This is a genomic window from Mesorhizobium sp. (assembly GCF_004962925.1).
Lineage (GTDB): Bacteria > Pseudomonadota > Alphaproteobacteria > Rhizobiales > Rhizobiaceae > Mesorhizobium.
Genome location: NZ_SUEO01000405.1, coordinates 1 through 967, shown reverse-complemented (window position 1 = coordinate 967; position 967 = coordinate 1). Strand labels below are relative to the sequence as shown.

At 63.9% G+C, this 967-nt stretch carries 1 protein-coding gene; it reads left to right on the top strand.

What is annotated here, in order from left to right; translation table 11 throughout:
• Window positions 1-89 precede the first annotated feature (89 nt).
• The coding region (locus tag E5W87_RS35400) for an IS110 family transposase (protein ID WP_292408594.1) at window positions 90-967 on the top strand (878 nt) is incomplete at its 3' end.

Below are 967 nucleotides of genomic sequence, written 5' to 3'. Positions count from 1 at the left end.
AATCTGATGGAGTGGATGCCCCCTCCCGACGGCATCGCGATGTGCCAATTTGGCGATTGCCAGAATCGACCAAGACAGAGAGGGCATCCATGGAACAAGTTACCATCATTGGAATCGATCTCGCAAAGCGCGTCTTCCAGGTTCACGGCGCGGCGAGTGACGGGAAGGTTGTCTTTCGCAAGAAGCTGTCGCGGGCACAGTTGCTGCCGTTTCTCGCCGGGCAGCCCCGGTGCACGGTGGCGATGGAGGCGTGCGCCACGGCCCACGAATGGGGGCGTGCGATCAGCGCGCTCGGGCATGCCGTCCGACTCCTGCCGCCGGTCTATGTGAAGCCCTTTGTAAAGCGGCAGAAGAACGACGTGGCTGACGCGGAGGCGATCGCGGAAGCGGCCTGCAGGCCGACAATGCGCTTCGTGGCTGTCAAAACCGAGGAGCAACAGGCGCGGTCGATGATCTTCCGCACGCGCGACCTCTTGGTGCGCCAGCGCACGCAGCTGATAAACGCCCTGCGCGGCCACCTCGCCGAGCACGGGGTCGTTGCCCCACAGGGCCCGGCCCACGTGAAGCGCCTTGCGGATGCAATCGAAGACGAGGAAAGCCTCATCCAGCCGATCGTCCGCGACGTTGGTCGTCTCTACCTCCAGCAGATCGCCATCTACAGCGAGAAGATCGCCGAGCTCGAGAAGACCCTTCATCGCGAGGCCGCGCGGAGCGAGACGACGGCGCGCTTGCAAACCATGCCGGGGATCGGACCCATCACCGCCATAGCGATCGAGACGTATGCGCCGCCGCTCGAGATCTTTCGACGTGGCCGCGACTTCGCCGCCTGGCTTGGGCTCGTGCCTCTCCAGAAATCCACGGGCGGAAAACAGAAGCTGGGTCGAACCTCGAAGATGGGGCAGCGTGACATTCGGCGCCTATTAATCGTCGGGGCGATGGCGGTTGTCCGATGGGCGGCTCGGAAGGG